Origin of the sequence: Mycobacterium sp. 29Ha, from assembly GCF_032883055.1 — a bacterium.
GTDB classification, from domain to species: Bacteria; Actinomycetota; Actinomycetes; order Mycobacteriales; family Mycobacteriaceae; genus Mycobacterium; species Mycobacterium gallinarum.
Map to the genome: position 1 here is coordinate 156,951 of NZ_JAMQTI010000014.1, position 24,761 is coordinate 181,711.

General features: G+C 65.5%; 23 protein-coding genes and 1 pseudogene. 10 read left to right on the plus strand and 14 right to left on the minus strand.

What is annotated here, in order from left to right; all coding sequences use genetic code 11:
• Window positions 1-91 precede the first annotated feature (91 nt).
• Both M1248_RS19440 and M1248_RS19445 read left to right on the plus strand, forming a co-directional pair.
• Complete coding sequence (locus M1248_RS19440) at window positions 92-1,225, plus strand: epoxide hydrolase (RefSeq protein WP_317149428.1); 1,134 nt, start codon at window positions 92-94, stop codon at window positions 1,223-1,225.
• Between the two features lie 8 nt (window positions 1,226-1,233).
• On the plus strand, window positions 1,234-2,610 hold the full coding sequence (locus M1248_RS19445; RefSeq protein ID WP_317149429.1) for an NAD(P)-binding protein: 1,377 nt from the start codon (window positions 1,234-1,236) through the stop codon (window positions 2,608-2,610).
• Window positions 2,611-2,640: 30 nt separating this feature from the next.
• Here M1248_RS19445 and M1248_RS19450 read toward each other — a convergent pair whose 3' ends face one another.
• From M1248_RS19450 to M1248_RS19475, 6 genes are all read right to left on the minus strand, one after another.
• Complete coding sequence (locus tag M1248_RS19450) at window positions 2,641-4,464, minus strand: ABC transporter ATP-binding protein (RefSeq protein WP_317149430.1); 1,824 nt, start codon at window positions 4,462-4,464, stop codon at window positions 2,641-2,643.
• A complete protein-coding gene (locus M1248_RS19455; protein ID WP_317149431.1) occupies window positions 4,461-6,416 on the minus strand; it encodes an ABC transporter ATP-binding protein in 1,956 nt (651 codons plus the stop codon). The genes M1248_RS19450 and M1248_RS19455 overlap by 4 nt, the downstream gene beginning before the upstream one ends.
• 232 nt (window positions 6,417-6,648) lie before the next feature.
• Entirely contained in the window at window positions 6,649-7,527 is an 879-nt protein-coding gene (locus tag M1248_RS19460) for an ion transporter (protein ID WP_317149432.1), read from the minus strand.
• A 66-nt stretch (window positions 7,528-7,593) separates the two neighbouring features.
• On the minus strand, window positions 7,594-8,139 hold the full coding sequence (locus M1248_RS19465; RefSeq protein WP_317149433.1) for a chromate transporter: 546 nt from the start codon (window positions 8,137-8,139) through the stop codon (window positions 7,594-7,596).
• Between the two features lie 10 nt (window positions 8,140-8,149).
• Window positions 8,150-8,719 carry a chromate transporter gene (locus M1248_RS19470; protein ID WP_317149434.1) on the minus strand — a complete coding sequence of 190 codons (570 nt, stop codon included), beginning with the start codon at window positions 8,717-8,719 and terminating at the stop codon, window positions 8,150-8,152.
• Window positions 8,712-9,701: a phospholipase D-like domain-containing protein gene (locus M1248_RS19475; protein WP_317149435.1), complete on the minus strand. Its 990-nt coding sequence runs from the start codon at window positions 9,699-9,701 to the stop codon at window positions 8,712-8,714. The genes M1248_RS19470 and M1248_RS19475 overlap by 8 nt, the downstream gene beginning before the upstream one ends.
• Before the next feature lie 150 nt (window positions 9,702-9,851).
• Between M1248_RS19475 and prrA the strand changes: the two genes are divergently transcribed.
• Entirely contained in the window at window positions 9,852-10,562 is a 711-nt protein-coding gene (prrA, locus tag M1248_RS19480; protein ID WP_163737715.1) for a two-component system response regulator PrrA, read from the plus strand.
• A gap of 4 nt (window positions 10,563-10,566) precedes the next feature.
• Window positions 10,567-11,907 carry a sensor histidine kinase gene (locus tag M1248_RS19485; protein WP_163730753.1) on the plus strand — a complete coding sequence of 447 codons (1,341 nt, stop codon included), beginning with the start codon at window positions 10,567-10,569 and terminating at the stop codon, window positions 11,905-11,907.
• A 10-nt stretch (window positions 11,908-11,917) separates the two neighbouring features.
• Here M1248_RS19485 and M1248_RS19490 read toward each other — a convergent pair whose 3' ends face one another.
• Window positions 11,918-12,301 (minus strand): FKBP-type peptidyl-prolyl cis-trans isomerase, encoded by a 384-nt coding sequence (locus M1248_RS19490; protein WP_207568664.1) that lies wholly within the window; start codon window positions 12,299-12,301, stop codon window positions 11,918-11,920.
• Between the two features lie 22 nt (window positions 12,302-12,323).
• Between M1248_RS19490 and M1248_RS19495 the strand changes: the two genes are divergently transcribed.
• Both M1248_RS19495 and M1248_RS19500 read left to right on the plus strand, forming a co-directional pair.
• Window positions 12,324-12,572 (plus strand): DUF2630 family protein, encoded by a 249-nt coding sequence (locus M1248_RS19495; RefSeq protein ID WP_163730757.1) that lies wholly within the window; start codon window positions 12,324-12,326, stop codon window positions 12,570-12,572.
• Window positions 12,569-14,131 carry an NAD(P)/FAD-dependent oxidoreductase gene (locus M1248_RS19500; RefSeq protein WP_317149453.1) on the plus strand — a complete coding sequence of 521 codons (1,563 nt, stop codon included), beginning with the start codon at window positions 12,569-12,571 and terminating at the stop codon, window positions 14,129-14,131. Before M1248_RS19495 ends, M1248_RS19500 begins: the two co-directional genes overlap by 4 nt.
• A 10-nt stretch (window positions 14,132-14,141) precedes the next feature.
• On the opposite strand, the gene M1248_RS19505 is transcribed toward M1248_RS19500, so the two are convergent.
• The 5 genes from M1248_RS19505 to pdxH all read right to left on the minus strand — a co-directional run bounded on the left by M1248_RS19505 (window position 14,142) and on the right by pdxH (window position 19,013).
• Window positions 14,142-14,570 carry a MarR family winged helix-turn-helix transcriptional regulator gene (locus M1248_RS19505; RefSeq protein ID WP_317149436.1) on the minus strand — a complete coding sequence of 143 codons (429 nt, stop codon included), beginning with the start codon at window positions 14,568-14,570 and terminating at the stop codon, window positions 14,142-14,144.
• Entirely contained in the window at window positions 14,560-15,996 is a 1,437-nt protein-coding gene (locus M1248_RS19510; protein WP_317149437.1) for an MFS transporter, read from the minus strand. The genes M1248_RS19505 and M1248_RS19510 overlap by 11 nt, the downstream gene beginning before the upstream one ends.
• Window positions 15,997-16,161: 165 nt before the next feature.
• Window positions 16,162-17,457: a citrate synthase gene (locus M1248_RS19515; RefSeq protein ID WP_163730763.1), complete on the minus strand. Its 1,296-nt coding sequence runs from the start codon at window positions 17,455-17,457 to the stop codon at window positions 16,162-16,164.
• A gap of 105 nt (window positions 17,458-17,562) precedes the next feature.
• Window positions 17,563-18,213, minus strand: coding sequence for a TetR family transcriptional regulator (locus M1248_RS19520; protein ID WP_317149438.1), 651 nt, complete (start codon window positions 18,211-18,213; stop codon window positions 17,563-17,565).
• Between the two features lie 140 nt (window positions 18,214-18,353).
• Window positions 18,354-19,013 (minus strand): pyridoxamine 5'-phosphate oxidase, encoded by a 660-nt coding sequence (gene pdxH / locus M1248_RS19525; RefSeq protein ID WP_410506694.1) that lies wholly within the window; start codon window positions 19,011-19,013, stop codon window positions 18,354-18,356.
• A 126-nt stretch (window positions 19,014-19,139) separates the two neighbouring features.
• Between pdxH and M1248_RS19530 the strand changes: the two genes are divergently transcribed.
• The 3 genes from M1248_RS19530 (at window position 19,140) to M1248_RS19540 (ending at window position 21,797) form a co-directional block, all read left to right on the plus strand.
• Window positions 19,140-20,258 (plus strand): citrate synthase 2, encoded by a 1,119-nt coding sequence (locus M1248_RS19530; protein WP_317149454.1) that lies wholly within the window; start codon window positions 19,140-19,142, stop codon window positions 20,256-20,258.
• A gap of 2 nt (window positions 20,259-20,260) precedes the next feature.
• Window positions 20,261-20,866: a maleylpyruvate isomerase family mycothiol-dependent enzyme gene (locus M1248_RS19535; RefSeq protein ID WP_410506695.1), complete on the plus strand. Its 606-nt coding sequence runs from the start codon at window positions 20,261-20,263 to the stop codon at window positions 20,864-20,866.
• An 85-nt stretch (window positions 20,867-20,951) separates the two neighbouring features.
• Window positions 20,952-21,797 carry a family 16 glycosylhydrolase gene (locus tag M1248_RS19540; RefSeq protein ID WP_317149455.1) on the plus strand — a complete coding sequence of 282 codons (846 nt, stop codon included), beginning with the start codon at window positions 20,952-20,954 and terminating at the stop codon, window positions 21,795-21,797.
• Window position 21,798: 1 nt separating this feature from the next.
• On the opposite strand, the gene M1248_RS19545 is transcribed toward M1248_RS19540, so the two are convergent.
• Window positions 21,799-23,376, minus strand: coding sequence for a glycosyltransferase family 39 protein (locus tag M1248_RS19545; RefSeq protein ID WP_410506693.1), 1,578 nt, complete (start codon window positions 23,374-23,376; stop codon window positions 21,799-21,801).
• Window positions 23,377-23,460: 84 nt separating this feature from the next.
• Here M1248_RS19545 and M1248_RS19550 point away from each other — a divergent pair, with 84 nt between their 5' ends.
• On the plus strand, window positions 23,461-23,913 hold the full coding sequence (locus M1248_RS19550; protein ID WP_163730771.1) for a VOC family protein: 453 nt from the start codon (window positions 23,461-23,463) through the stop codon (window positions 23,911-23,913).
• 660 nt (window positions 23,914-24,573) lie between these two features.
• Here the strand turns inward: M1248_RS19550 and M1248_RS19555 are convergent.
• A pseudogene (locus M1248_RS19555) lies at window positions 24,574-24,761 on the minus strand (HNH endonuclease); the annotation flags it as partial.

A 24,761-nucleotide genomic window follows, 5' to 3' on the forward strand; every position in this document is an offset into this window, starting at 1 on the left:
CGTCGCGTCGAAACTGCGCACAGATCGCGAATCGGCCGAAATTCGTGCACTCTGCGCAGGCTCGGTGTCCGAGGGGGTAAGGATGGGGGGCATGGGCCAGATCTCTCCCTTCCGCATCGCGATTCCCGACTCCGATCTCGACGACCTGCAGGCCAGGCTGGCCCGCACCCGCTGGCCCGAGGCCGAATGCGTCGACGACTGGAGCCAGGGCATCCCACTGGCCTACACCAGGCGGCTGGCCGACTACTGGGCCAACGAATACGACTGGCGGGCACGCGAAGCGGCGCTGAACCGGTTCGACCACTTCACGACGGAAATCGACGGTCTCGACATTCATTTCATTCATCAGCGATCGGATGAGAAGAATGCGTTCCCGCTGCTGATCACCCACGGTTGGCCCGGTTCGATCGTCGAGTTCCACAAGGTCATCGAGCCGCTGAACGAACGCGGCTTCGACGTGGTGTGCCCGTCGCTGCCGGGATACGGCTTCTCCGCCAAGCCCACCACGACGGGCTGGGGTGTCGAGAAGATCGCGACGGCGTGGGACACCCTGATGGGCCGGCTCGGCTACGAACGCTTCGGCGCACAGGGCGGCGACTGGGGCGCAGCCGTGACCACGCAGATCGGCCGCAACGCGGGGTCCCGGAGCCGCCCCGGCGGCGACATCAGCGGCTGCGCGGGCATCCACCTGAACATGCCGCTCGGCTTCCCGCCCGGCAAACTCGACAATCCGACCGACGAGGAGAAGGCGGCGCTCGAACGGGGCCAGTACTACCAGAAGTGGGATTCCGGCTACTCCAAACAGCAATCGACGCGGCCGCAGACCGTCGGCTACGGATTGGTCGACTCCCCCGTGGGCCAGTTGGCGTGGATCGTCGAGAAGTTCTGGTCGTGGACGGACAGCGACGGCGATCCGGAGAATGTGCTGACCCGCGACGAGATGCTCGACAACGTGATGCTGTACTGGCTGACCGCGTCCGGGGCGTCGTCGGCGCGGCTGTACTGGGAGAGCTTCAACGCGTTCGGCAGCTTCGACCGCGTCGAGCTCCCCACCGGCGTCGCGGCGTTCCCCAGGGAGATCCTCAAGGCGCCGCGTAGTTGGTGCGAAGCTGGGTACAACATCACGCACTGGACGGACATGCCGCGCGGGGGTCATTTCGCGGCGTTCGAACAGCCGGACCTTTTCGTCGACGACGTCCAGAAGTTCTTCACCACGCTGCGCTAGGAGATTCCATGCGAACGATCGAGGCCGATTACCTCGTCGTCGGCGCGGGCGCGATGGGACTCGCGTTCGTCGACACACTGGTGGCCGAAACGGACGCGACGGTCGTGGTGGTCGATCGCAACGACCAGCCGGGAGGCCACTGGACGGCGGCGTACCCGTTCGTTCGCCTGCATCAGCCGTCGGCCTACTACGGCGTGAACTCGCGGAGTCTGGGCAGCGACACCATCGACCACAGCGGCCTGAACGCCGGCTACTACGAGTTGGCCAGCGGCGCGGAGGTCTGCGCCTATTTCGACGCGGTGATGCGTCAGCATCTGCTGCCGACGGGTCGAGTGACATACCTGCCGATGAGCGAATACCTCGGCGACCGGCGCGTGCGCACGCTCGGCGGCGAAGAGATCGATGTGGCCGCGCGCCGCGTCGTCACCACGCACGTCGAGATCATCGTGCCGTCGATGCGCGGGCCGTCCTACGACGTCGCCGCCGGCGTCGAATGCGTACCGCCCAACGCCCTTCCGCGTCTCCGCGAGGCGCGGGGCCGGTACGTGATCGTCGGTGCGGGCAAGACCGCGATGGATGCCTGCCTGTGGCTGTTGCGCCACGGCGTGGCGCCGGCGCGGTTGACGTGGATCAAGCCGCGCGACTCGTGGCTGCTGGACCGCGCGGCGATCCAGCCCGGCTCGCAGTTCGCGCGCGGTGTGTTGCGCGACTTCTCCAATCAGCTCAACGCGGTGCTGGAGGCCGAGTCGCTGCCGGATCTGTTCAGGATCCTGGAGGACAAAGGCTGTCTGCAGCGCATCGACACCTCGATCGAGCCGACGATGTACCGGTGCGCGATCCTGTCGAAGGCAGAACTCGAGGAGTTGCGACGAATCTCCGATGTCGTCCGGATGGGTCACGTCCAGTCGATCGAGCCGGGCCGTATCACGCTCGAGGGAGGGACCCGCGACATCGACGACTCAGCGTTGTACATCGACTGCAGCGCAGACGGTTTCGCGCGGATCGCGCCGGCGACGATCTTCACCGACGAGGGTATCGCCCTGCAGGCGGTGCGGACCTGCCAACCGGCGTTCAGCGCGGCCGTCATCGGCCATGTGGAAGCGACGTACCCCGACGATGAGACCAAAAACGCGTACTGCAACCCCGTACCGTATCCGTCCGATCCCATCGACTGGCTGCGAATGATGCTCGCGTTCAACAAGAACCAGCTGCAGTGGTTCTCCGACCCGGACATGATGGCGTGGGTCGACGCGTCTCGGCTCAACGTGCTGCATCACGTGTCGGCCGGCGTCAGCGAGCGTGCCCGGGAGAAGATCATCTCGGTGCTGAACTCCAACATGCCCGTCATCAACGACAAGCTGGAGAAGCTGATCGCGCAGGCGTGATGTTCGCGAGACTGTCCTCGCGAAGTAGTACTAGGCGAGCGAGTCTTCCCACGCCTGGTGCAGCGCCGCGTACCGGCCGCCGGCGCGACCGATCAGGTCGTCGGGAGGGCCGTCCTCGATGATGCGCCCGTTGTCGACCACCAACACCCGATCGGCGACCTGCACGGTGGACAGCCGGTGCGCGATGACGAGTGCGGTCCGGTCGGCGAGCACCGTCTCCAGCGCGCGTTGCACCTGCCGCTCGCTGGGGATGTCCAGCGACGACGTCGCCTCGTCGAGGATCAGTACCGCGGGGTCGGCCAGAAAGGCTCTGGCGAACGCCACCAACTGCCGCTGGCCGGCCGACAGCCGTCCACCGCGCTTGGCGACGTCGGTGTCGTACCCCTCGGGCAGCGCGTCGATGAATCGGTCGGCGCCGACGGCCGCGGCCGCTTCGACGACCTCTTCGTCGGTGGCGTCGGGCCTGCCGAAGCGAATGTTGTCGGCCACGGTGCCCTCGAACATGAAGTTCTCCTGCGTCACCATGACGACGTGGCGGCGCAGTTCGGACTGGGCGAGGTCGCGTAAGTCGACACCGTCCAAGGTGACCGATCCCGACGACGGATCATAGAAGCGCGCAATGAGTTTCGCGATCGTCGTCTTGCCCGCACCCGTGGTGCCCACAAGCGCGACGGTCTGACCCGCAGGCACTTCGAGGTTGAGATCCGGCAGCACTGGACGTCCCTCGACGTACGAGAACTGCACATCGTTGAACGCGATGTCACCGCGAACCGTGTCGAGTTCGACGGGCTGCTGCGGATCGCTGATGCTCGGCCGCTCGGCCAGCACACCCGCCAGCTTCTCCAGCGCCGACGACGCGGATTGGAACGTATTGAAGAACTGCGAGATCTCCTGCATCGGTTCAAAGAACATCCGCAGGTAGAGGAGGAACGCCGCCAGCGTGCCGATGGTCATCTCGCCGTGCAGGACGCGGTAGCCGCCATAGAGCAGCACCACGCTGGTGGTCAGGTTGCCGACGAGTTTCACACCGGGCATGAAGATCGCGAGCAACCTGAAGGTCTTTTCGTTGATCTCGCGGTAGTCGTCGGCAACGTCCTCGAAGATCTCCTGGTTGCGGGGTTCCCGCCGATACGCCTGCACCGCCTTGATACCGGTCATCGTCTCGACGAACTGCACGATCACCAGCGCCGCGCTTTCGCGCACCTTGCGGTAGACCTTGGCCGACTCGTTGCGGAACCACCACACCAGCGCCACCAGGACGGGCACGGCGACCAGACACATCAGGCCGAGCCGAACATCTAGCGTCACAAGCAGAATCGACGTGCCGACCAGGGTCAGCACCGCGGTGATCATGCTGTCGAAACCCGTCTCCAGCATGTCCTGGATGGCTTCGACGTCGTTGGTCGACCGACTCACCACCCGGCCCGAGGTGTAGCGGTCGTGGAACCTGATGTCGAGCCGCTGGAAGTGCCGGAACACTCTGCGCCGCAACTCCGTCAGGACCTTCTGCCCGACACGGCCCGACCGCCGCAGGAAGAAGACTCTGCTGACGGCCTGCACCAGCACCACTCCGGCCATGGCAGCCACCACCAGCATCAAGGTGTGTGCCGAGCCCCCGTCGACGATCGGCGGGATGCCCCGGTCGATACCTCGCTGCACCAGAATCGGAACAGAAAGGCGTGCAGCATTTTCCACCACGACGACGAGCGCTAGCAAGGCCACCGTTCTGCTGTACGGCCGCAGCAACGAGCCCAGCAGCGCGCGGGCCTCGCGGCGCCGCGGAAGGCTTTCGTCGATCGGCAGATCGTCGTCCTGGTCCTCGTCGAACCTGCCGCGCCACTCTGTGGTGCTCATCGGCCCTCGGCCTCCGAGGTGACGAACTTGGACCCGACGCGTTCGCGTTCCAGTGCTTCCTGCTCGCTGTATGTGTGATCGAGCCGGTGACGGTCGTCGTCCTCCTGCCACTCGCAGGCACGCTCGCGGCCGTCGTCGAGTTCGTCGTCGGCGGCCAGCAGATAGCGGTACTGCGGGACGGCGGCAAGCAACTCGGCGTGGGTGCCGACGTGGGTGATGACGCCGTCGTCCAGCAGTGCGACCTTGTCGGCGAGCAATACGGTCGATGCGCGATGGGCGACGACGATGCCGGTCACCGCATGCAAGACCCGACGCAGAGCCTCCTCGACGACGGCCTCGGTGTGCACGTCCAGCGCGGACAGCGTGTCATCGAGGACAAGGATCTTCGGCGCCGCCAGGATGGCGCGCGCGAGCGAAAGCCGTTGCCGCTGACCGCCGGACAGGCTCATCCCCTGCTCACCGATGCGGGTGTCCAGACCGAACGGCAGGTCGTAAACGAACTGTGCCGCCGCGACGTCGATCGCCTGAGCCATCTCTTCGTTGGTCGCATCCGGGGCGCCCAACCTCAGGTTCTCGGCGACAGACATGGAGAACAGCGTCGGATCCTCGAACGCGGTGGCCACCGTCTTGCGCAGTGTGGGCAGCGTCAGCTCGCGAATGTCTGTGCCGTCGATACGAATCGCGCCTTCGGTGACATCGTGAAGCCGCGACACCAGCGACGCCAGCACGGACTTGCCCGATCCGGTCGAACCGACGAGCGCCAGCGTCTCCCCCGGTTCCACGGTGACGGTGACGTGCCGCAGAACCCATTTGTCCGGCTCGCCGGACGGCGCCAGCCCGTCGTCCTTGGCGTCGGGAAACCGGAATCCGACGTCGATGAACTCCAGCTTGCCGCGCGACGGCACGACGTCACTGGGCCCGTCGACGATTTCCACCGGCGCATCGAAGATCTCGGCAATGCGGTTGGCGGCGGTGAACGACTCCTGCGTCATCGACAGCAGGAATCCCAGCGACGCGATCGGCCAGACCAGCGACAGCATCATCGTGATGAACGCGACCAGCGTGCCCATGGTGACCAGACCGTGCCCCGCGGCGTACGCACCGAAGCCGAGCACCACGATCAGCGTCAGGTTGGGGATGACCTCGAGCAGCGTCCAGAACTTCGCGGACACCTGCACTCTGTTGATCTGGGTGTCGTAGAGGTCGGTGACTTGTTCGTCGAACCTCTTGTAGACGTAGTCCTCGCGACCAAACGACTTGACCACCCGCAGACCCAACGCGGATTCCTCGACGTGGGTGGCGACGTGGCCCGATTGATCCTGAGCCAACCGCGACAACCGCACGTACTCCTGCTGGAAATGCAGCACCGTCGCGGCGATCGGCACGATCGACAGCAGCACGACCACACCGAGTGGCCAGTACATCGTCAGCAGGATGATGGTCACCGCGGTGATCTGGATGGTGGACAGCAGCAGGAAGACCATGCCGAACGACATGAATCGGCGAATCGTGCCGAGGTCGTTCATGATTCGCGACAGCAGCTGACCCGATTGCCAGCGGCCGTGGAAGCTCATCGGCAGGATCTGAAGGCGTGCGTAGAGGTCCTTGCGGATGTCGGCTTCCACACCCATGGTCGCGCGCGCGACCAGCCACCGCCGAATGAACCACAGCACCGCCTCGGAGATGCCGACGCCCATCGCCGCGGCGCCGAGCAGCCACAGCCCCTGCTGATCCTGACGACGCACCGGGCCGTCGATGACGGCCTTGGTCATCAGCGGGATCGCCACGGTGGCGACCAGAGAAAGGAGCGCGGTCGCGACCATCGCGATCCAGCGGACGCGGTAGGGCATGAGATAGGGCAGGATGCGCCATAGATCCGAGCTCGCTCTGACGCGTTTGGGCGGCGGCGCTATCGCCGGCGCCGCGCGAAGCGCGTTCGAGGAGTCAGTCACTTAGTAGATCTTCCCATTACATGCAAACTGTTAACGTGCTGGACGCACCGTAAAACCTCAACAAACATTGAGGTCAATTGCTTCCGAGCACGGCCGCCCGGCGTCGTGTCAGGTCCGCGAGGCATATACCCTGCGTGCCGTCGTCTCAGCGACAATGTCGCTCGACTGCTACAGAGCCCTCTTTGCCAGGCAGGACGTGGTCCCCGGAGCGAGTGGGCTGCGCGGCGCGCGACTAACGGTCGTCGCGATGCGTTTTCTGCAGCTCCTCTTCGGCTTGCTCCAACGCTTCTCGCGCGTCTCGCAGCCGGGTGAGCAGGTCGTCGGTCTCGTGCTCTTTGCGGTCGGCGCCCCTGGCCTCCTCCATGGCGTTCAGCACGATGCCGATGAACAGGTTGAAGATCAGGAAGCTGGCCAGCAGCACATAGCTGATGAAGTACACGATCGACCACTGCGAAACCGCTTGCCCCATCGCGACATTGTCGGGGAAGTTCTCCAGCGTGAGCATGACGAACATCGTCAGCATGGCCTGGCCCACGTTGCCGTAGTTGGCCGGATCGTGGCCGCTGAACAACACCCAGCCGAGCATCCCGTAGATGAAGATCAGCACGAACGTCGCCGCCGCCAGCGACGCGATGCCCGGCACGCTCCTGCCCGCCGCGGAGACGAGTATGCGGAGGTCGGGCAGGAATCGCACCAGGCGCACGATGCGCAGCAGCCGCACCAACCGAAGCAGCATCGCGTTCGCCCGCAACGCCGGGACGAAGGAGGCGGCGACGACGATGAAGTCGAAGACGTTCCAGCCGTCCTTGACGAACTCGCGAGGATTCCACCGATAAGCCGTGAGGCGAATCAGCAACTCGACGACGTAGATGCCGAGGATGACGTTATAGATCGTGGCGAACAGGGGTTCATGGCGACTCGCGATGTCCGCGTATGTCCCCAAACCCAGCACGATTGCGTTGAAGACGATCACGCCGACGATGAAGAGCTCGAACGTGCGACTGTTGATCAGGGCACGGCAGCGGTCCGGGATCGAGCTCGAGTTCGACTGCGGTTCAGGCGCCCGTTCAGGCGGTGGAGCCCCGACAGCGTCGGGTGATTTGACCGTCACCCTATGTGGATAGCAGTACGCACGCCTATCCGCCCGACGAACCGCACTCTTTTTTTGTCGTCCGCGTCAAACAATTCCGAAGTAGCCGATGACACCGGCCGCCACCACCACGATCAACGGGTTGGTTTTGGTGAAGACGAAGATCGCCGTGCACACCGCGGTCAGCAGGTAGGCCCGCCAGTCGTGGTCGGCGGTCCGGCTCATCACCAGCGAGGTCGCCATGATCAGACCGACGGTCAACGGCGCGAAGCCCTTCTCGACGGCGATCCGCCACTTCGACTTCTGCGCCTTCTGCCAGAACAGCGTCACCGTGTACATCAGCGACGCCGCCGGGACGATCATCGCCACCGTGGCGATGAGCCCCCCGACAATCGCGCCGGGCACGCCCCCCACCGACAACCCGGCGCCGTAACCGACGAGCGTCACGATCAGGATGCTCGGACCCGGCGCGGTCTGGGAGATCGAGAATATGTCGGCGAACTGCGCGTTGGTCATCCAGTGATGACCGTTGACGGCCTGGCGATGCATGTCGGGCAGCACCGCGTTGCCGCCGCCGATCGACAGCAGCGACAGACTCGCGAACATGCCGGCCAGCTCTAGATAGGTGTTCATCGCGAGGTCTTCACGACTGCGCGGCACGGTTTCGCGGCCACGCCCACAGCAGCGCCAGCGGCGCGACGATCAGCAACGTCATCGGCAAGGGCAGCCGCACAAGACCGTTCAGCACGAACGCCGCCAAGAACAGTGCGATCGGCACGAGCCCGGTCAGACACTTCTTACCCGTCTGGATCACCATGGCGATGGTCAGCGCCACAGCCGCAGCAGACGCCCCATGCAGGACCCCCTTGACCGCGGCCTGCTCCTTGAAGCGGAAATACAGGAATGCCATCACCAGCACGATGACCACCGGCAGGAAGCACAGCCCGAACAGCGACGCGAGCACACCGGGAAGCCCACGCATCTTGCTGCCCGCGAAGACCGCCATGTTCACCTGATTCGCACCGGGCAAGATCCGGCACATCGTCATCGCCGACAGGAACTCCTCTTCGCCCAGCCACTTCTTCTCGACGACAAGCACCTCACGCGACCACGCGGACAGACCGCCGCCAAAGGACGCCAGCGCGATGTGGTTGAACGTCCACGCCAGCTCGGCTAGCGGGACCTTCTCGAGCCCGGGCTCGGGCTCACTCATGCATCAGTTCGTGATCGTGCGGGAAGTCGTCCTCGTGGTGGTGGGCAGGCTGCAGCGGATCCGGAGGTTCGTAGTGGTGCGACAGTTCCCAGTCCGCGTCGAAGACCTCCTTCAGACGTGCCACCGTCGGCGCGTCTGACACCAGGATTCCCAGCTCACGACGCAGGTCGAACGCGCTGCGGTCGATGTTCATCGACCCGACCAGCGCGCGTTCGTCGTCGACGAGCAACAGCTTCGCGTGCACCCGCAGATTCTTTTGCTTGTGCACCTTCACCCCGAAGCGGCGCAGGGTGCGCAGCGACGCGAAGGTGTCGAGGATGTCCCATTCGCTGATGCCGTGCTTGCCGCCGCAGAGAACGTGCACCTTGACCCCGCGATCGGCGGCCGCCGCAATTCGCTCGAGAATGACGGCGTCGACGTACTTCGGGTGCTGAATATCGAGCCGGGATGTGGCGGTGTCGATGAATTGCGCCATGTGATAGCGCGAATTGGAATTGCTCCAGAGCAGACCTTCGTACGCCGAACAGGTCCAATCCTGCTCGTGCCAATCGGCATTGAAGACTTCGACGATCTGTGCGACGTGCACGGGGTCATGGGTGATGACGCCGTAGTCACGGGTCATCGTGAAGTACTTGGTGCACAGGTTGAAGGTGGCGACGAGCGCGGCCCTGTCATCGGCGACGATCGACTTCTCGTGCGTGACATAGAACTTCGGGTTGGACCACTTCACGGTGATACCGGCGTCGGCGAATCTCTGGAACGTCTCGTCGTTGGCCCGGTCACCGCCCGACCGCGCAGGGTTGAGCATCACGCGCACGTCGACACCCGCGTTGCGCCGGTCGATCACCGTCTGTATCAAGATGTCCTCGGTGAACGTGAACTGCTTGATCAGCAGTGAATTCTGTGCCGAGGCGATCAACTCTCGGACCGGTTCCACGCCGTCGTCGGGCTCGACGATCAACCGGGGTGAAGGAGCTGGCACAAGTGTCGGATGCTAGCAGCGCGCGTGTTTGCCCGCTTTGCTATCAACCGATCGTTTCGGGCGCCGTGACGCGGCGGTGACAAGACCGTGGCTGCGGTGAGACCGCCCGACGTACGCGCCTGACACATGCCGGAGGTGCCATCAGGCAAGATTGTGGCCATGGACAGTGGAGCAGCCTCCCCGCGGGTGCTCGTGGTCGACGACGACCCCGACGTGCTCGCCTCACTCGAGCGTGGACTGCGGCTCTCCGGTTTCGATGTGTCCACCGCGATCGACGGCGCCGAAGCGCTGCGCAGTGCGACGGAGACCCGCCCGGACGCGATCGTGCTCGACATCAACATGCCCGTGCTCGACGGCGTCAGCGTGGTGACCGCGCTGCGTGCGATGGACAACGACGTGCCCGTGTGTGTCCTGTCGGCGCGCAGTTCGGTCGACGACCGGGTCGCTGGTCTAGAAGCCGGCGCCGACGACTACCTCGTCAAACCATTCGTGCTCCAGGAACTGGTGGCCCGGGTCAAGGCGCTGCTGCGCCGGCGCGGTTCCACAGCGACGTTCTCATCGGAGACCATCCAGGTCGGTCCACTGGAGGTCGACATCCCCGGCCGTCGCGCCCGCGTCAACGGCGTCGACGTCGACCTCACTAAGCGCGAGTTCGATCTGCTCGCCGTGCTCGCCGAGCACAAGACCGCGGTACTGTCGCGGGCTCAACTGCTCGAGCTGGTGTGGGGATACGACTTCGCTGCCGACACCAACGTCGTCGACGTCTTCATCGGCTATCTGCGCCGCAAGCTCGAGGCAGGCGGCGCACCCCGGCTTCTGCACACCGTGCGCGGAGTGGGCTTCGTCCTGCGCACGCAGTAGTCCGATGAGCATTCTGACGCGCGTCTTCCGGCGGACCCCCTCACTTCGACAGCGGGTGGCGTTCACCAGCGCCATCGCCGGCGCGATCGTCGTCGTCATCGCGGGCACCGTGGTCTGGTTCGGCATCACCGACGCGTGGAACGAGCGGCTGGACCGCAGGCTGGACGAGGCGGCCGGCTTCGCGATCCCGTTCGTCCCCCGCGGGCTCGACGAGATCCCGAAGTCGCCGAACGATCAGGACGCCATCATCACCGTCCGCAAGGACGGTCAGGTCACGTCGAACTCCGACATCGTCTTGCCGGAGCTGGAGCCGGGCTACGCCGACACGTACATCGACGGCGTGCGCTACCGCGTCCGCACCGTCGACATCCGCCTGCCCGAACCGATGTCGGTGGCCGTGGGCGCGACCTACGAAGGGACCATCGCCGACATCAACAACCTGCATCGCCGGGTGATCATCATCTGCACCCTGGCGATCGGCGCCGCGACCGTGGGCGGGTGGGTGCTCGCCGCGTTCGCCGTGCGCCCGTTCAAACGACTGGCCCAGCAGACCCGGCAGATCGACGCGGGCGACGAGGATCCCGACATCGACGTCGCCGGCGCCACCGAGGCCGTCGAGATCGCCGAGGCGGTGCAGGGACTGGTCGAACGCGTGTGGAACGAACAGGACAAGACCAAGGCGGCGTTGACGTCGGCCCGCGACTTCGCGTCGGTGTCGGCGCACGAACTACGGACACCGCTGACCGCGATGCGGACCAATCTCGAGGTGCTGGCCACGTTGGATCTGCCCGAGGAACAGCGCAAGGAAGTCGTCAACGACGTCATCCGCACGCAGTCACGCATCGAGGCCACGCTCGGGGCACTGGAGAGGCTGGCCCAGGGTGAGCTGTCGACGGCGGACGACCACGTGACCGTCGACATCACCGAGTTGCTGGACCGCGCCGCTCACGACGCGATGCGCGTGTACCCGGAGCTGGACGTGTCGCTGGTGCCCGCGCCGACCGTGATCATCGTCGGGCTGCCCGCCGGGCTGCGGCTGGCGGTGGACAACGCGATCGCCAACGCTGTCAAACACGGGGGTGCATCCCGTGTGCAGCTGTCGGCGGTCAGTTCGCGCGCCGGTGTGGAGATCGCGATCGACGACGACGGCGTCGGCGTCCCCGAAGAGGAACGCAAGCTCGTGTTCGACCGGTTCTCCCGCGGTTCGACAGCGTCGCACTCAGGCTCTGGGCTGGGGCTGGCGCTGGTCGCGCAGCAGGCCGAATTGCACGGCGGCACAGCCGCTCTCGAGGAGAGTCCGCTCGGCGGCGCCCGGCTGTTGCTGAGACTGCCCGGCCCGAGCTGACGCGCCCCCTCTATCGGGTTGCCAGTAGGTCGATAACAAAGATCAACGTCTTGCCGGACAGCCGGTGCCCGCCGCCCGCGGGTCCGTAGGCCTGCTCCGGCGGGATGACGAGTTGGCGCCTGCCGCCGACCTTCATGCCGGGGATGCCGTCTTGCCAGCCCTGGATCAGGCCACGCAGCGGGAATTCGATCGACTCGTTACGCGCCCACGAACTGTCGAACTCCTCGCCGGTGTCGAACTCGACGCCGACGTAGTGCACCTCGACGTTGCCACCGGGCACCGCCTCGGCACCGTCGCCGACCACCAGATCCTTGATGACCAGTTCGGTCGGAGGGGGACCGTCGATGAACTCGATCTCGGGCTTCTGTCCTGAATTGGAAGTCACCGTATTCACCGTAGTCGGGCACACTGAAGCAATGGCGAAGGACCAAGACATTCTCGATCAGGTGAACCAGCTCGTTGCCGAGGAGAAGGAGCTACGCGCGCAGCTGCAGCACCGCGAGATCGACGAGTCCGAGGAGCATGACCGTCTACGCGCCCTGGAGGTGCAGTTGGACCAGTGCTGGGATCTGCTGCGCCAGCGCCGCGCACTTCGTGAGACCGGCGGCGATCCGGGGGCGGCGAGCGTCCGTCCGCCCGACGAGGTCGAGGGTTACCTCAACTGACCTCCGACACCGGAGCCGCGAGGTCGGCGACATCCGACGTCGTCATCGTCGGTGGCGGACACAACGGGCTGGTGGCTGCGGCCTACCTCGCCCGCGCCGGTCGACGGGTACAGGTGCTGGAGCGGCTCGACCACGTCGGCGGCGCGGCGGTGTCTGCACACGCCTTCGAGGGTGTGGACGCCCGGCTGTCGCGCTACTCGTATCTGGTGAGCCTGCTGCCGCGGCGCATCGTCGAGGACTTGGGCGCCCGGGTTCGGCTGGTGCGCCGCCGTTATTCGTCGTACACACCTGATCCGGAAGCGGGCGGCCGGACCGGGTTGCTGATCGGGCCGCCGTCGACATTCGGCGCGGTGGGCGCGGCGTCGGACGAGGCCGGTTTCGAAGAGTTCTACCAACGCTGTCGCGCACTGACGTCGCGCATGTGGCCGACGCTGCTGCGACCGCTGAGCACCCGCGACCAGGCGCGCAAACACGTCGGCGACGACGTCGCGTGGCACCTGATGGTCGACGAGCCGATCGGACAGGCCATCACCGCCGCCGTGTCGAACGACCTCGTGCGCGGTGTCATGGCCACCGATGCACTGATCGGCACATTCGCCCGCCTCAGCGATCCCGCGCTGACCCAGAACATCTGCTTTCTGTACCACCTGCTCGGCGGTGGCACCGGCGACTGGGACGTCCCGATCGGCGGTATGGGCGCGGTCAGCGGTGCACTGGCGGCCGCAGCCACCGGATACGGCGCCGAAATCATATGTGATGCCGAGGTTTACGCGATCAGCCCCGACGGGGACGTGCGCTACCGTCGGGACGGCCGCGACCACCGCGTCCACGCGGGACACATCCTTTCGAACGTCACGCCGACCGTGCTCGCCACGCTGCTGGGCGAACCTGCACCCACGCAGGCACCAGGCGCGCAGGTGAAGGTCAACCTGATGCTGCAGAGACTACCGCGGCTGCACGACCAAACCGTCTCGCCGGAACAGGCTTTCGGCGGGACCTTCCACATCAACGAGACCTACCGCCAACTCGACAGGGCCTACACGCGGGCGGATCACGGCGTCGTGCCCGACCCGCTACCGTGCGAGATCTACTGTCACTCGCTGACCGATCCGACAATCCTGTCCGACAGCCTTCGCGCCTCTGGTGCGCACACGTTGACGGTCTTCGGCCTGCACACCCCGCATACGTTGGTGTCCGCCGGCGATCCCGACCGGATGCGGGATACCTTGACCTCGGCGGTGCTAAACTCGCTGAACTCCGTTCTGGCCGAACCCATTCAAGATGTGCTGATGCAGGATTCCGCCGGACGGCTGTGCATCGAGGCGAAGACGACAGCCGACCTGGAGCACTCACTCGGCATGACGTCTGGCAACATTTTCCACGGTGCGTTGTCGTGGCCGTTCGTCGAGGACGACGAGCCGCTGGACACCCCGGCGCGGCGCTGGGGTGTCGCGACCGCGCATGACCGTATTCTGTTGTGCGGCTCGGGGTCACGCCGCGGTGGCGCGGTGTCGGGCGTCGGAGGGCACAACGCCGCGATGGCCGTTCTAGAAACGTGAATTCGGCGCGCTAGTGGACGCTGAAGGACTGTAAGCGCGCCAAAATCGCGCGCAGCGACTGGAGTTCGGCGTCGTCGAGTGACGCCAGCGCCTCGGGTGCCGGGTCCTCGGTCGCGTCGATGACGCGAAGCATCGCGTGGCCGTCTTCGGTGAGCGATACGATCTTGCAGCGTCGGTTCGCCGGATCGATCTCGCGCACGACCAGTCCGCGACCCTCGAGGTCGTTGATCGCCACGGTCGCCGCAGGCGCGTCGATGGTTGCCGCATGCGCCAACTCCTTGACCGACATCGAGCGCTGGCCCAATCGCTTGAGGATGCGAATCCTGCTGAACGGCAGGCCCGATCGTTCGACCACCGCCCGCTTCCATGAGTCGCGGTTGTCGATCACGACCTCGGCCATGGTGCGCCAGACCTCGTCGGCCAATGGGTTATCGGACATCGGCGACCTCCCGCTGCGCTTCGGTTCCGACGATCAGAGGCGCGAGTCGCTCGGCCGAACGCAGTGCGCGCGGCGAGGTCGAGTACACGCCGAGCACGACGATCGTCACCCCGAGCACTGCGCAGATGACCCACAGCGGTCGCGCCGCCACGGCGAAGTCCGCGCCCGCCGTCGCCAGCGCCGACCCGGCGATCGAACCGCACACCGCCACACCAAGACTGACGCCGACCTGGCGGCTGGTGCTCGCGACGGCCGATGCCGCGCCGGCCCGGTCGGTCGGCATGCCGCTGACGGCAGCATTCGTGATCGGGGCGTTGACCATCGAGAAGCCGATGCCGAACACTGCGAAGATCATCAGTAGCTGCCACACGGGCGTCGTCGCGCTCAGCGAGGTGAGCAGCACCGTCGACGTGGTGATCAGCACGCCCGCGATGACAATCGACGGCCGGCTCCCCCAACGTCCGACCATCCGGCCCGACAGCGGTGAAAACACCAGCGCGCCAATGGCTACCGGCAGATAGATCAACCCGGTCTCCATGGCCGAGAAGCCGCGCTCGTCCTGCAGGTACAGCGACATCATGAACAGGAAGGCACCCCACGCGGCGAACGCGCACACCGCGATCACGGTCGCGGACGCGAAAGGAATGCTGCGGAAGAAGCGCAGATCGATGAACGGGTCGTGGCGTCGGGACTCGAAGCGGAGGAAGGCGACCAGGGCGGCAGCCGCGACGATGGCCACGACGATGGTGCGGGCGTCGCCCCAGCCGAAGTTCGGTCCTTCGATGAGGACGAAGACGATGCCGAACAGGAACGCCATGCCGAGGCCCTGACCGATAGGGTCGACGTCGCGCATGGTGACCGACTTGGACTCGGGCACGAAGATCGCGGTGAGCAGGATCGCGAGCGCACAGATCGGCAGGTTGATCCAGAACACCGAACGCCAGCTGGAGAACTCGATGAGCGCCCCGCCGACGATCGGGCCCAACGCCATCGAGATGCCGACGACACCGCCCCACACACCGATGGCGCGGGCGCGCTCGACGCGGCCGGTGAACACCTGGGTGATTATCGACATGGCGACCGGGTTCATCATCGAACCGCCGACGGCTTGTACCAATCGCGCGGCGATCAACGTCTCGATGTTGGGCGCGAGGCTGCACAGCAGGGAGCCGACCGCGAAGACCGTCAGCCCGATCTGGAAGGTGCGCCTACGCCCGAAGCGGTCCGCCGCCGCGCCCGCGAGCAGCAGCAGCGACGCCAGCACCAGCGTGTAGATGTCGATGACCCACTGCAGCTGCGACGCCGTCGCGCCGAGATCCTTGCGAATGTTCGGAATGGCGACGTTCACGATCGTCGCATCCATCGACACGATCAGCAGGCTCAGGCAGCAGGACACCAAGATGATGGCCTTGCGCCGACTGCTCATTGATCGGACGACAGTTTCATTCACACAACTATTGTGAAACTACAACTGTTGCGATGGCAAGCCCTACCGCGAGTGAAATGCGTTACGACGCCGAGTGTGGAGTTGTGACACGCTCCGGCCGCCCGAAGCGTGCGGGTAACCCACGTTCGGCAGACGCGGGGGGGCTTAGCGTGAGCCGGTGTCGACGTAGTCGCGCTCGGTGTACCCGGTGTAGATCTGGCGCGGACGGCCGATCTTGCCGCCGCCCTCGTCGTGCATCTCGCGCCAGTGCGCGATCCATCCCGGCAGCCTGCCCAGCGCGAAGAGCACGGTGAACATCCGGGTTGGGAAGCCCATCGCCCGGTAGATCACGCCAGTGTAGAAGTCGACATTCGGATACAGCTTGCGCTCGATGAAGAAGTCGTCGGTGAGCGCGAACTCTTCGAGTTCCTTGGCGATGTCGAGCAGTTCGTCGTCGCCGCCGAGCTTGCCGAGAATCTTGTCGGCCTGTTCCTTGACGATGCGCGCCCGCGGATCGTAGTTCTTGTAGACCCGATGGCCGAAGCCCATCAGCTTGACGTTGTCTTCCTTGTTCTTGACCTTCTTGACGAAGGTCTGCACGTCGTCGTCTCCGACACGGATCTTCTCCAGCATCTCCAACACGGCCTGGTTCGCACCGCCGTGCAGCGGACCCCAGAGCGCATTGATGCCGCCGGAGATCGAGGTGAACAGGTTGGCCTGCGACGAGCCGACCAGCCGCACCGTCGACGTCGAGCAGTTCTGCTCGTGGTCGGCGTGCAGGATGAAGAGCATGTCGAGAGCGCGGACCAGTTCCGGGTCGACCTCATATGGCTCGGCCGGCAGACCGAACGTCATCCGCAGGAAGTTCTCGACGAGGCTCATCGAGTTGTCCGGGTAGAGGAACGGCTGGCCGACCGACTTCTTGTACGCGTACGCCGCGATCGTCGGCATCTTGGCCAGTAACCGGATCGTCGACAGCTCGACCTGCTCGTCGTCGAACGGATCCAGGGAGTCCTGGTAGTAAGCGCTCAGCGCATTCGCCGCGCTGGACAGCACCGGCATCGGGTGTGCGTTGCGCGGGAAGCCGTCGAAGAACCGCTTGAGGTCCTCGTGCAGCAGGGTGTGCCGCTGAATCTGCGTGGTGAACGCCTCGAGCTGATCCGGGGTCGGCAGCTCACCGTAGATCAGCAGGTAGCTGACCTCGATGAAGTTCGACTTCTCCGCGAGCTGGTCGATCGGATAACCGCGATAACGCAGGATCCCGGCGTCGCCGTCGATGTAGGTGATGGCGCTCTTGGTCGAGGCGGTATTGACGAAGCCGTCGTCGTACGTGGTGTAGCCGGTCTTGGCCAGCAGCGAACCCAGGGCTATGCCGTCGGAGCCCTCGGTGGCCTTGACGACGTCCAATTCAAGCTCGCCACCGGGGTAGTTGAGGGTGGCGTGCTCGTCTTTTTCGGCCACGGGGATCCCTTCTACGTTGCAAGGAATATCGAGAACATGTCGTGTCTGTCCCTCAAAAGGTAGTCCCATTCCAACGATCTCGCCCGAGGGGGTGCCGCCAGACGGTCAGACCGGCTGCCGATTGCCGGTCATGAGGCCGGTGAACTCGGCAAATGTGTCCTCCAGATAGGCGGCCACGTCGTCGATCGTCAGCTGGGTACCGTCCCGGCCGCCTGCGGCCAGACCGGTCAGTGCGGTCATGAGCATCGAACCCCACACCGCGGAGACCAGCCGTGGCGCGCGATCGCCGATGGCCAGTCCCATCCGCCTGGCGAGTTCCGCGTCGATGGCGTTTCCGCGGTACTCCAGTGCGGACTGCCGTAAGGCCGACGACGACAAGATGATCCGCACGATGCACATCACCCGGTCCGCCGACAGCTCGCCGGCCGGCGCGACCTTCGACGCCTCGGCCATCGCGAGGTAGGCGTTCAGCAGCGCCTCGAAATGGTTGACGTCGAGCGGTTGCCGGGCCAGTTCGATGGCCGTCCTCTCCAGCACCTCGTCGATGAGGGCCAGCGCAATCGCGTCCTTGGTGGCGAAGTACCGGCTGAACGTGCGCGGCGAGACGTCGGCGATGGCGGCGATCTGGTCGACGGTGGTGCGATCGAACCCCTGGCGTTCGCAAAGGTCGACCGCAGCGTCGATGAGGGTGGCACGGGTGCGTTGCTTTTTGCGTTCCCGCAGCCCGAGGGTTGCCTCCCCGCTGAGATCAGACACGAACTCGGATGCTAGCCAGCCAACGTAAGAGGCCGCTGAGAAAAGTGGCACCCTCCGACAATTGGCCCCCTAGGTCACACTCCGGCGTCACCGATATCGGCAGAGATGCGCCCGCGCGAGCGGGGAATCCGGCCGAGCACTTACGGCTGTAACCGCTCGATGCGGCTGTTGTGCATGCTCACCGGCAGCTCGGCATCGATGACGACACGAATCCTGTTGTGCACCCTGTTCTCCCGGCCCTGCCAGAACTCCACCACCTCGGGAGAGATGAGGTACCCGCCCCAATTCGGCGGCACCGGCACCTCGTCGAGATCAGCGAACCGCTGGGTCACCTCGGCCAGCTGTTCGAGTAGCGCGGAACGCGAGGCGATCGGCGCGGACTGGTGCGACGCCCAGGCGCCCAGCTGCGAACCCCGCGGGCGCTTGGACCAGTAGTCCGCGGTCTGTTCGGCGGAAACCTTGGTGACCAGTCCCCGGACGTGGACCTGGCGGCCGAGCAGGTACCAGGGGAATGTCGCCGATGCGTACGGCGTCCCGGCCAGGTCTTCACCTTTGGCGGAGTCGTAGTTGGTGAAGAAGGTGATGCCGTCGGCGTCGACACTCTTGCAGAGCACCGAGCGGGTGGACGGGCGTCCGCGCGCGTCGACGGTGCCCACCACCATCGCGTTGGGCTCGGCCACCCCTGCGCGTTCGGCGTCGGCTAACCACTTGTGCAGCAGCGCAACCCAGCCGTCGGCGAGCCAGTCCGCGTCGAGGTCGCCGCTGCCGTCTTTCTCCACCGAGCCGTACTCGACCCGCATTCTCGCCAGATGGTCGTCGTCGCGAGGTTCCACGCGCTCACGCTACGCCTGCGCGGTTCGCCGACCCATTACCGACCGGTAGTAAAAGGCGCGGGAGCGGGTGCGAGAATTTTGCCCATGACTACGGTGTCGACGGTTCCTGAGGATTTCGTACCCGGACTCGAGGGCGTGGTCGCCTTCACCACCGAGATCGCCGAACCCGACAAGGATGGCGGCGCGCTGCGCTATCGCGGCGTCGACATCGACGATCTGGTCAGCCAGCACGTCACCTTCGGCGATGTCTGGGCGCTGCTGGTCGACGGCAAGTTCGGCCGCGGACTGCCGCCCGCCGAACCGTTCCCGCTGCCGATTCACAGCGGCGACGTCCGCGTCGACGTCCAGGCCGGCCTGGCGATGCTCGCTCCGATCTGGGGGTATGCGCCGCTGCTCGACATCGACGAAGAAACTGCGCGCGACCAGCTGGCCCGCGCGTCAGTGATGGCCCTGTCCTACGTCGCGCAGTCCGCACGCGGTATCTACCGACCCGCGGTTCCCCAGCGGGTCGTCGACGAATGTTCCACCGTGACAGCGCGATTCATGACCCGTTGGCAGGGTGAGCCCGATCCCAAGCACGTCGAGGCGATCGACGCCTACTGGGTGTCGGCCGCCGAGCACGGCATGAACGCGTCCACGTTCACCGCCCGCGTGATCGCATCGACCGGCGCCGACGTCGCGGCGGCGTTGTCCGGAGCCATCGGCGCGATGAGCGGACCGCTGCACGGCGGTGCCCCGGCCCGCGTGCTGCCGATGATCGAGGAAGTCGAGAAGACCGACGATGCGCGCGCGGTCGTCAAGGGCATCCTCGACCGCAAGGAAAAGCTGATGGGCTTCGGCCACCGCGTCTACCGCGCGGAGGACCCGCGGGCGCGGGTGCTGCGGGCCACCGCCAAGCGGTTGGGGGCGCCCCGCTTCGAGGTCGCGTCGGCGCTGGAGCAGGCCGCACTCGCCGAGCTACGTGAACGCCGTCCCGACCGCGCGATCGAGACCAACGTCGAATTCTGGGCAGCGGTGATCCTGGACTTCGCCGAGGTACCGACCCAGATGATGCCCGCGATGTTCACCTGCGGTCGCACCGCCGGCTGGTGTGCGCACATCCTCGAGCAGATGCGGCTCGGCAAGCTGGTGCGCCCGGCCGCGATCTACGTCGGCCCCGGCCCCCGCAGCCCGGAGTCCGTCGAGGGTTGGGACCAAGTCGCCCGGTCGTGACGATCGAGACGTATCGTGCGGCGGCGACGAGTTTCGCCGCGCTGGTGCGCGAGATTCCGGCCGGCGCGTGGGGCCAGCCCGGACTGGGCGACTGGGACGTTCGCGCGCTGGTGGGCCACACGTCGCGCTCGCTGACCACCGTGCTCAGCTACCTACAGACCAGCGCTGACCGGGAGGACATCGCGACTCCGCAGGAGTACTACGTGCTGGTGACACCTGCCGCGCTGGGTATTGATCCCGCCGATGTCGCCGAGCGCGGCAGACAGGCGGGCCGGGATCTCGGCGAAGATCCGGCGGCCGCCGTCGACGCATTGGTCTCAAAAGTGCTTGGTGCACTCACAGAGGTCGACGGCGATCCGTTGATCAAGATCATTGGCGGGCTGGGGATTCGGCTGCGCACGTACTTGCCGACCCGGGTATTCGAACTGGCCGTACACGGAGTGGACATCGCCAGGGCGGTCGACATTTCGTTCCAGTTGTCCGAGGACGTACTCGCCGAGGCGCTGGCCATCGCGACGCGAACGGCCATTGCGACCGGCGGCGGGGAGTCGCTGCTAATGGCGCTGACGGGTCGCTCCGCGTTGCCGCCGTCGTTCTCCGTGGTGTGAGCCGGCAAAGGTTAGATACAACACGTGCGACCCGGAAATGAACCTAAACCTGGGAACTTCCTTCTAGGGTGAGCGGGTGCCCCAGATGGATCGCCGCGACATGATGACGATGATGGCGGGTCTTGGCGTGTTGGCAGCCACGATCCCCGTCGCCCAAGCCCAGGCAAGCCCGATGAAGCGCGCGCCGCTACCGACGCAGCCGCCGACTGCCGACCCGGGAACCTATATCTTCCACGACGAGTTCGACGGCCCGGCCGGATCGGCGCCCGACCCGGCCAAGTGGTTGATCCAGACCTGGCAGGACGAGGTCTACCCGCCGGTTCAGGGCATCTACCGCAACGATCGCCGCAACATCTTCCAGGATGGCAACTCCAATCTGGTGATGATGGCCACCAACGAGATGGGCACCTACTACGGCGCCAAGCTGCGCGGTATCTGGCGCGGCATGATCAACCAGACGTGGGAAGCGCGGATCAAGCTCGACTGCCTGACCCCCGGCTGCTGGCCCGCGTTCTGGGCCGTCAACGAGGACCCGCTGCCCGACGGTGAGGTCGACGTCTTCGAGTGGTACGGCAACAATCAGTGGCCACCCGGCACCACGGTGCATGCGGCGTCCAACGGTAAGACCTGGGAGGGCAAGTCGATCCCAGGCATGGTCGACACCGCCTGGCACACCTGGCGAATGCACTGGGGCGAGGACGGTTTCACGTTCTGGCGGGATTACGTCGATGGTGCCGAACCGTACTTCCATGTGCCGCCCAACCCGATCCCCGTGTCGGGCCGGCCCGGTGACCTCCGGTGGCCCTTCAGCATTCCCGGCTACTGGATGCAGCCGATGTTCACCCTCGCGGTCGGTGGGCCCGGTGGCGGCAACCCGGCCGCAGGTGTGTTCCCGGCGTCAATGCTCGTCGACTATCTCCGCGTCTGGTAACTCATCGCTGCGCTTTGATGACCTGAACCAGGTTGAACTGCCAGCGTTCCACCAGTCGGTAGCCGGTTTCACGCGTTACGGCGAAGGCCGGGGTGCCGCCGAATAGCGGGCCCGGCTCCATCGCTGGATTCTGTTCGTGGGCAGGCCGTGTCGGGTCGGCCTGCGTGATGATCCACAGCACGCGGCAGACGTTCAGGGGACCTACCGACGCTTCCGGTATGAGGTTGGTGTCGAAGACGTCGTCGCGCTCGACCGCCGTCTGCCACAGGCTGATGTCGACGACTTTGTCGTAGGCATCGGGGCGGGCGGCGAGCAGGGGGCGCATCGGCGCGGGCATGAAGGTCACGGTGTCGTTCACCAGCAGGCACTCACCCGGCTCTCCCTGGGACTTCGCTTCGATGAGGTCGGCGACCTGACTGTAGTCCATTCCGTACTTCGCATACGGACTGCGTTGCACCAGAAGATAATTGGGCGCTGCCGCAGCAGTGAAGACGACCAGCACGACGGCGACTACCCACGGCCGGACCGCCAACGCGCCAACGCACACCCCCAGCACGAGTGCCATCGCCGGTGCGGTGAAGCACAGATACCGCGGTGTGTAGATCGGATTTACCAGAGCCGACCAGCCGAGGATCAACGCGGTGGGGACCACCAGCCATGCGATCGCCATGGCCAACAGCTGACGATCCGGCCCGGAAAGTTTCGCAGATGTGAAGCGCCACAAGACGATCGCCGCGACGGCGACACAGCAGGAGACGATCAGGAACAACGGACTTCTCTCGAAGTACTGCTGAACGGCCACGTCTTCGACGGTTCGGCGGCCCACCGGTGAGATCCAGATGATCTGGTGCGCCTGACCGACGGCCAGCCGCACGAACGGCGCCACTGCCAGACACGTGCACACCATGGTGACGGCGAACCGCACGACGACGGTCCGGGCCGGACGATGAAAGCAAAGGAAGACGGCGTGTGGCAGGAACATCAGCGCGAGGTACACGTCGAGCAGAATCGACGCCGCCATGGCCGCCGCGTAGCAGAGCCAGATCCAGTCGTTGTTGCGGCGCACACCGTGGACCAGCAGAACAGTCGACCACACGGCGGCCAGCATCGTCAGCGCGTACGGACGGGCCTCGATACCCGCCCATGTCACGCGCGGCAGGATCGCACACAGGACACCGGCGCTCAGTGCGACAGTGCGCGACGAGAACTGTCTGCCCAGCACCACGACGCCCGCCGCCGCACCGCCGACGGCCAGACCGCTGGGCACGCGCGACCAGAACTCTGTCGGCGGGAAGATCGTGAACCAGCCGTGCATGAGCACGTAATACAGCCCGTGGACAGCGTCGACGTTGCCCATCATGTGCCACAGCTGACCCAGCGAGCGGCTGTACGAAGCCGAGATCGTCGCCGCCTCGTCGTACCAGAAGGACGGGCGGCCGGCGCCGACGATGCTGAGCGCGGCGGCGAACACCCCGACGACGAGGGGATCGAATACCGCCACCCTCGACTTCGTCGGGACTTCCTGGCCAGGCACGCCGCTATGTTGCCAGAAGCACTTGTCGGTGCTCGGTGCTTGCATGAGGACCGGCGCGATGAGTTTGGCTCGCAGGCCGAGTCGTACTCGTTGCCCGCACGGGAAATTCAACTCTCTAGGAGACTGCTCATGGCAATCGACGTCCAGCCCGCCGTATCCCCCCACCTCGTCGTCGACGATGCTGCGGCGGCCATCGACTTCTACGTCAAGGCTTTCGGCGCCCAGGAGTACGGCCGAGTTCCGGGTCCCGACGGCAAGCTCGTTCACGCCGCATTGAACATCAACGGTTCCACGGTGATGCTCAACGACGACTTCCCTGAGATGACCGAGGGCAAGTCGACGACCCCCAAGGCGCTCGGCGGCAGCCCGGTGACCATTCACCTGACGGTCACCGAGGTCGACACCAAATTCCAGCAGGCCATAGACGCCGGTGCCACGGTGGTGCACCCGCTGGAGGACGCGTTCTGGGGCGACCGGTACGGCGTCGTGCGCGATCCGTTCGGCCATCTGTGGTCGATGGGCCAGCCGATGCGCGAGGTCAGCATGGAGGAGATCGAAGCGGCGATGAAGCAGAGCCAGTAACGGCTCGGGCGAGCGCAGGGCAGCGTCTGTGACCCCCTGGGATCGCCGGGGTGTCTCAAGCCCTGCGCTCAGCCATCATCGACATCAACGGCGTCATCGCCGCAAACCCTCCGTCGCTCGACCTGCAAGCCGAGGCGATTCTTTGACTCAACTCGGCATGGAGGCCGGGGCTAGATTCCGATCATGTTGTCGACGACCACACCGGCGAGCGTGCACGTGAGCGGAAACGTGGAGTTTAGGAACACCCCAACTCGCGATCTATAGCCAAACGGCCAGACTGGATATGACGATTCGTGTTTCGCGAGCCTCTCGAGAACATCCATTTGCGCCACCGAGTCTTTGATGTTCTTTAAGGCTCCCTCGTTTTGCGCCTCGTGCTTCGACTGATGCTCGGCGGAGTACCGTTCGCACGTCTCTCGGATGTGGCCATCCCGATACCGCACTCAGTGTCGACGGCATACTCGGAGCCCGCTTCGCCCCACCCTTTCGCCGATCGCAGGCGCGAGTACCCGACGATCGATATCTCAGCGAGTGGACAGCGCTTCTCACCACTCGCATCGCGACATGCCCGAATGGTGCGAATCAGAACTTTAGGCAGAGGATCGGCTGACCTCCGCGATCCGGCACTAGGCCAACATGATTCAGCCTCGACTGCCAGACCTAGTTGTCGTTCTGTGGTGTGGGTTGGAAGGGGGTGTACCACTTCCATTGGGCGCGTTCGCCGGTGGGTCCGCGGTAGGGCGCGGCGTCGGGTGGGGGGCGGGTGGGTGGGCGGGCCAGTGATCCCGGGCTCAGGGTTCGGCCATCGCTGTCGGTGACGGTGAGGCTGTCGGCGGGTCCGGTGATGG

Bases quoted from the DNA above. Each gene is read 5' to 3' on its own strand.
- M1248_RS19495 (WP_163730757.1), top strand. From the start codon at position 12,324: ATGGCGAAGGACCAAGACATTCTCGATCAGGTGAACCAGCTCGTTGCC.
- M1248_RS19545 (WP_410506693.1), bottom strand. From the start codon at position 23,376: ATGCAAGCACCGAGCACCGACAAGTGCTTCTGGCAACATAGCGGCGTG.
- M1248_RS19540 (WP_317149455.1), top strand. From the start codon at position 20,952: ATGGATCGCCGCGACATGATGACGATGATGGCGGGTCTTGGCGTGTTG.
- M1248_RS19470 (WP_317149434.1), bottom strand. From the start codon at position 8,719: ATGAGTGAGCCCGAGCCCGGGCTCGAGAAGGTCCCGCTAGCCGAGCTG.
- M1248_RS19440 (WP_317149428.1), top strand. From the start codon at position 92: ATGGGCCAGATCTCTCCCTTCCGCATCGCGATTCCCGACTCCGATCTC.
- M1248_RS19465 (WP_317149433.1), bottom strand. From the start codon at position 8,139: ATGAACACCTATCTAGAGCTGGCCGGCATGTTCGCGAGTCTGTCGCTG.
- M1248_RS19450 (WP_317149430.1), bottom strand. From the start codon at position 4,464: ATGAGCACCACAGAGTGGCGCGGCAGGTTCGACGAGGACCAGGACGAC.
- M1248_RS19485 (WP_163730753.1), top strand. From the start codon at position 10,567: ATGAGCATTCTGACGCGCGTCTTCCGGCGGACCCCCTCACTTCGACAG.
- M1248_RS19505 (WP_317149436.1), bottom strand. From the start codon at position 14,570: ATGTCCGATAACCCATTGGCCGACGAGGTCTGGCGCACCATGGCCGAG.
- M1248_RS19550 (WP_163730771.1), top strand. From the start codon at position 23,461: ATGGCAATCGACGTCCAGCCCGCCGTATCCCCCCACCTCGTCGTCGAC.
- M1248_RS19510 (WP_317149437.1), bottom strand. From the start codon at position 15,996: ATGAGCAGTCGGCGCAAGGCCATCATCTTGGTGTCCTGCTGCCTGAGC.
- M1248_RS19445 (WP_317149429.1), top strand. From the start codon at position 1,234: ATGCGAACGATCGAGGCCGATTACCTCGTCGTCGGCGCGGGCGCGATG.
- pdxH (WP_410506694.1), bottom strand. From the start codon at position 19,013: ATGCGGGTCGAGTACGGCTCGGTGGAGAAAGACGGCAGCGGCGACCTC.